The 4,643-nt window shown below is 55.3% G+C and carries 6 protein-coding genes; 5 read left to right on the top strand and 1 reads right to left on the bottom strand.

Features of this window, described 5'->3' with window-relative positions; all coding sequences use genetic code 11:
- The 3 genes from ACK4S7_RS12940 to ACK4S7_RS12930 form a co-directional block, all read left to right on the top strand.
- On the top strand, window positions 1-477 hold a 477-nt coding region (locus tag ACK4S7_RS12940; protein ID WP_409647621.1), incomplete at its 5' end, for a F0F1 ATP synthase subunit gamma.
- Window positions 478-504: 27 nt separating this feature from the next.
- The gene (gene atpD, locus ACK4S7_RS12935; RefSeq protein WP_409647617.1) at window positions 505-2,049 is read left to right on the top strand and encodes a F0F1 ATP synthase subunit beta; all 1,545 of its coding nucleotides are present in this window, start codon (window positions 505-507) and stop codon (window positions 2,047-2,049) included.
- Between the two features lie 6 nt (window positions 2,050-2,055).
- Window positions 2,056-2,316, top strand: a complete 261-nt coding sequence (locus ACK4S7_RS12930; protein WP_409647614.1) for an ATP synthase F1 subunit epsilon — start codon at window positions 2,056-2,058, stop codon at window positions 2,314-2,316.
- A 17-nt stretch (window positions 2,317-2,333) separates the two neighbouring features.
- On the opposite strand, the gene ACK4S7_RS12925 is transcribed toward ACK4S7_RS12930, so the two are convergent.
- Window positions 2,334-2,819 (bottom strand): SH3 domain-containing protein, encoded by a 486-nt coding sequence (locus ACK4S7_RS12925; RefSeq protein WP_409647611.1) that lies wholly within the window; start codon window positions 2,817-2,819, stop codon window positions 2,334-2,336.
- Between the two features lie 96 nt (window positions 2,820-2,915).
- Between ACK4S7_RS12925 and ACK4S7_RS12920 the strand changes: the two genes are divergently transcribed.
- Together ACK4S7_RS12920 and ACK4S7_RS12915 are read left to right on the top strand one after the other, a co-directional pair.
- The gene (locus tag ACK4S7_RS12920) at window positions 2,916-3,914 is read left to right on the top strand and encodes a 2-hydroxyacid dehydrogenase (protein WP_409647608.1); all 999 of its coding nucleotides are present in this window, start codon (window positions 2,916-2,918) and stop codon (window positions 3,912-3,914) included.
- Between the two features lie 97 nt (window positions 3,915-4,011).
- Window positions 4,012-4,643: ammonium transporter (locus tag ACK4S7_RS12915; RefSeq protein WP_409647605.1), on the top strand; the 632-nt coding region annotated here is incomplete at its 3' end.

Here is a 4,643-nt window from a genome sequence, read left to right as displayed (position 1 = left end):
GATATCATCCACAGCATTGAACCCGGTGATCTGGGCAAGCTGACCTTTGCCGATGTGCAAGCCTGGGGCGAGGATTTGTCTGCGCGCTTTGAAGCTGGCGATTTCGACATCGCGCATTTGTTTTTCAGCAAGTTTGAAAATGTGCTGACGCAAACACCAACGCAGATCCAGTTGATGCCTGTGGCGGTAAGCGCAGGTGAAGGCGATACGGTCGGCTTGTCGGCCACAGTCGAATATGAACCCGACGAAGAAGAAATTCTCGCCGAATTGCTGCCACGCAATGTGGCCGTCCAACTGTTGCGCGCGAACCGCGAGAACGCAGCATCGGAGCAGGGTTCGAAAATGACGGCTATGGACAACGCAACGCGCAACGCGGGCGACATGATTAACAAGCTGACCATTCAATATAACCGCACGCGTCAGGCGGCGATTACAACTGAACTCATCGAAATTATTGCGGGCGCCGAAGCGCTCTAACGACATCCAAAGGCAAGGAAGAAACACATGGCTACCGCCCCTAAGAAGACCGCCGCTCCGAAGGCTGCTGCACCAAAGGCCGCAAGCAAGGCCCCTGCCCCTAAGGCTGGCTCAGGCCAGACCGCAACCAATGTGGTTGGCGCAACTGGCCGTATCAGCCAGGTCATCGGCGCTGTTGTCGACGTAACCTTCACTGGCCAATTGCCATCGATTTTGTCAGCGCTTGAAACCGACAATAACGGCAACCGCTTGGTCCTCGAAGTTGCTCAGCATCTCGGCGAAAACACCGTCCGTACGATCGCCATGGACGCAACCGAAGGTCTGACCCGTGGTCAGCCAGTTCGCGACACAGGCGCGCAGATTTCGGTTCCAGTCGGTCCAATGACCCTCGGCCGCATCATGAACGTCATTGGTGAACCAATTGACGAGCGTGGTCCTGTTGGCGCTGCAAAGTCCAACCCGATCCACGCAGAAGCGCCTTTGTTCACTGACCAGTCAACCGAAGCTGAAATCCTCGTCACCGGCATCAAGGTTATCGACTTGCTTGCGCCTTATGCAAAGGGCGGCAAGATCGGCCTGTTCGGCGGTGCCGGCGTTGGCAAGACCGTACTTATTCAGGAACTGATCAACAACATCGCGAAAGGCCATGGCGGCGTTTCTGTATTTGCTGGCGTGGGTGAGCGTACCCGCGAAGGTAACGATCTATATCACGAATTCCTCGACGCTGGCGTTATCGCCAAAGACGCCGACGGCAACCCAACTCCAGAAGGTTCGAAGGTTGCGCTGGTGTTCGGTCAGATGAACGAGCCTCCCGGTGCGCGTGCACGTGTTGCTCTGTCGGGTCTGACCATGGCGGAATATTTCCGCGATGAAGAAGGCCAGGACGTTCTGTTCTTCGTCGACAACATCTTCCGCTTCACGCAGGCTGGTTCTGAAGTGTCCGCACTTCTTGGCCGTATTCCTTCGGCTGTGGGTTATCAGCCAACGCTGGCAACCGACATGGGCCAGTTGCAAGAGCGTATTACTTCTACAACCAAGGGATCGATTACCTCGGTTCAGGCTATTTACGTTCCCGCAGATGACTTAACCGACCCTGCACCAGCCACGTCATTTGCCCACTTGGACGCAACGACCACGCTGAACCGTGCGATTTCGGAGCTTGGGATTTATCCAGCTGTTGACCCGCTTGACTCGGTCAGCCGCGTGTTGACACCAGCGGTTGTTGGCCAGGAGCATTATGACACTGCCCGCCGCGTTCAGGAAACGCTGCAGAAGTACAAGTCGCTGCAGGACATCATTGCAATTTTGGGCATGGATGAATTGTCCGAAGACGATAAATTGACCGTGACCCGTGCGCGTAAAATCCAGCGCTTTTTGTCTCAGCCATTCCATGTTGCTGAAGTCTTCACGGGCATTTCCGGCAAGTTCGTTCAGGTCGAGGACACGGTTAAGTCGTTCAAGGCAGTCGTGGACGGCGAATATGACCATCTTCCAGAAGCTGCTTTCTACATGGTCGGCGGCATCGAGGAAGCGGTTGCAAAGGCAGCCAAAATGGCTGCGGAAGCGGCGTAAGCCATCATGCCGCTCCTCTTCGAACTCGTAACCCCTGAGAAGCTCTATCGCTCGGACGACGTCTATATGGTCGTCGTTCCGGGCACTGAGGGCGATTTCGGCGTGCTAGAGGGCCATAGCCCGATGATGAGCACTTTACGCAATGATGCTGCGCTTGAGATCTACAAGACGCAAGGCGCAACGCCAGAGCGCCTGATGATCGCTGGTGGCTTTGCCGAAGTGAACGCAAAGGGCCTCACCGTTCTGGCGGAGCGCGTCGAAGTATAAGCTTCAGCCGTGGGGTCTCAAGGCGCTTCGTCACCCCATATACGTGACGTTTCGATATAGCCGTAACGTCCTTCAGTTTCGAAACGGCAATAGCCTTTATCGCATTCTTCGATCACGCCGACAACGCCGGGCTCGACTCGCCAGGAAATATGTGCGGAGGGATCCGGCGCGTCGCGCAATGCGCCAACCTCTTTACCGACTACGATGGCCGTCCGCTTGGGACTTAACAGCCGAACATGCAGCCATCCTTGATCGCCATCAGGGTCTTGGACCTTACGCCACACGCTGTGCACAGCCACGACCTTAACTGGCAAGTTTTGCCGCTTATATACCCAGGTTACTGGAAATTCCGTGCTCGGTCCCGTGCGCATTCGCGCCTCAGGCTCTTCAATCGAGGCCCAGTAAGGCGGCTTACGCTGCGCTTGTCCAGCCGCAGACGCTGAGCCGAAAAGTGCAAGTGCAATCACCCCACCCACCAATATTGATCGCTGCTCATCTGCCATAATTAGGTACCACCGAATTGCTCTATACGGTATGGCTGACGCGCTGCGCAACCATCCAGTCTTGACCTTGCCGTGAAATCAGCTTTAGTCACTTTCATGCCAGAACTTAGTCGCATCGAACGTCCATCCGTCCGTGTCACGCGCACATTGTTGCCTGCTGTCGAAAATCGTATGGCCGAATTGTTCGACGCAAGTTTCAATACCGCAGACGCGCCACTGACACGCGAAGAGCTGGTCGCAGCAATGGCCGATTGTGACGTTTTGGTACCAACTGTTACAGACAGCATCGATGCAGAGATAATCGCCGCGGCTCCTGCGCGCCTTAAGCTGATCGCCAGCTACGGCGCGGGTGTTAATCACATCGACCTGGCTGCTGCGAAGGCCAAAGGTATCATGGTAACCAATACCCCCGGTGTGTTCACCGATGACACGGCGGATCTCACAATGGCCTTGATCCTCAATGTCCCGCGTCGGCTTGGCGAAGGGCAAAATGCCATGCGTAACGGCGAATGGCGCGGCTGGAGCCCCACGGGCATGCTCGGTCACCGCATTGGCGGAAAGACGCTGGGTATAATAGGGCTTGGTCGAATTGGGGAGGCTGTTGCAATCCGTGCAAAATCCTTTGGGCTCAAGATTATTTATAACAAACGCAGCCGTCTTCCTGCGAGCGTCGAGGATTCGTTAGGTATCATCTTTGAGCCAGACATCGACCGATTGGTTGCACGCTCTGACATCATCAGCCTGCATTGCCCGCTGACGGCAGAAACAGACAAGATTATAAATGCCAGCCGCATCGGCCAAATGAAGGCGGACGCATATATTATTAACAGCTCGCGCGGTGAATTGATTGATGAAGACGCGTTGATTAATGCCTTACAACAAGGTCGTATTGCTGGTGCAGGGCTGGACGTTTACACCCATGAACCGGCCGTCGACTCCCGCTTATTCGAAATTCCCAACGTGGTCCTTCTCCCCCATTTGGGCAGCGCAACCTTTGAAGGACGGGAAGCGTCGGGCGAGCGGGTTATCACCAATATCCGCGTGTGGGCAGATGGCCATCGACCGCCGGACCAAGTCCTGGAGGGCTGGCAATAAGCAGCTTCCTATGATTACTTAAGTTTAACAGATATTTAAGTATTGAGCCATTGCGCAAGCGGGCTTAGAGCCCCCTAGTAGAGGGGCGTCCGATATCATGATATATAAGCTTCTAAAAACGACGCTATGTACAGGCGCTTTGGTAGCCGCCCCTGCATGGGCGCAGGGCGCTGTAGTCACTTTACCCGAGGTCGATAGCGGCGATAGCGCTTGGCTTTTGACCGCATCGGCCTTTGTGCTCATGATGACACTGCCTGGTCTCGCTCTTTTCTACGGCGGATTGGTCCGTGCCAAAAATTTTCTTTCCGTACTCGTGCAATGTGGGACGGTGGCTGCACTTGCCTCCATCATCTGGATCGTAATTGGCTACAGTCTAGCCTTTTCAGTCAATGGAAATAGCTATTTGGGGTCATCTGAGAACTTTATGTTCAACGGACTGTTGGACTCGGTTCGCGAGGGCCAGACAACAGGAGAACTGACCTTCGCTTTGTTCCAGATGACATTTGCGATCATCACCCCTGCCCTTGTCGTCGGCGCATGGGCGGAGCGGGCGCGATTTGGCTGGGTGGTTGCTTTCAGCGCCTTATGGTCGCTTTTGGTATATGTCCCCGTAGCACGCTGGGTCTGGGGCGGCGGCATGTTGGCGGAGCAGGGCGTCGTTGATTTTGCTGGAGGCATCGTTGTCCACACTACTGCAGGGGTCTCGGCGCTCATCATAGCGCTCGTCCT

Source organism: Sphingorhabdus sp. (assembly GCF_046292425.1).
Classification (GTDB): domain Bacteria; phylum Pseudomonadota; class Alphaproteobacteria; order Sphingomonadales; family Sphingomonadaceae; genus Sphingorhabdus_B.
The sequence above is the reverse complement of the archived record's forward strand: the minus strand, read 5'-3'. Positions and strand labels throughout refer to the sequence as shown.

Excerpts from the sequence above, each read along its gene's own strand:
- atpD (WP_409647617.1), top strand. The coding sequence starts at position 505 with ATGGCTACCGCCCCTAAGAAGACCGCCGCTCCGAAGGCTGCTGCACCA.
- ACK4S7_RS12930 (WP_409647614.1), top strand. The coding sequence starts at position 2,056 with ATGCCGCTCCTCTTCGAACTCGTAACCCCTGAGAAGCTCTATCGCTCG.
- ACK4S7_RS12925 (WP_409647611.1), bottom strand. The coding sequence starts at position 2,819 with ATGGCAGATGAGCAGCGATCAATATTGGTGGGTGGGGTGATTGCACTT.
- ACK4S7_RS12920 (WP_409647608.1), top strand. The coding sequence starts at position 2,916 with ATGCCAGAACTTAGTCGCATCGAACGTCCATCCGTCCGTGTCACGCGC.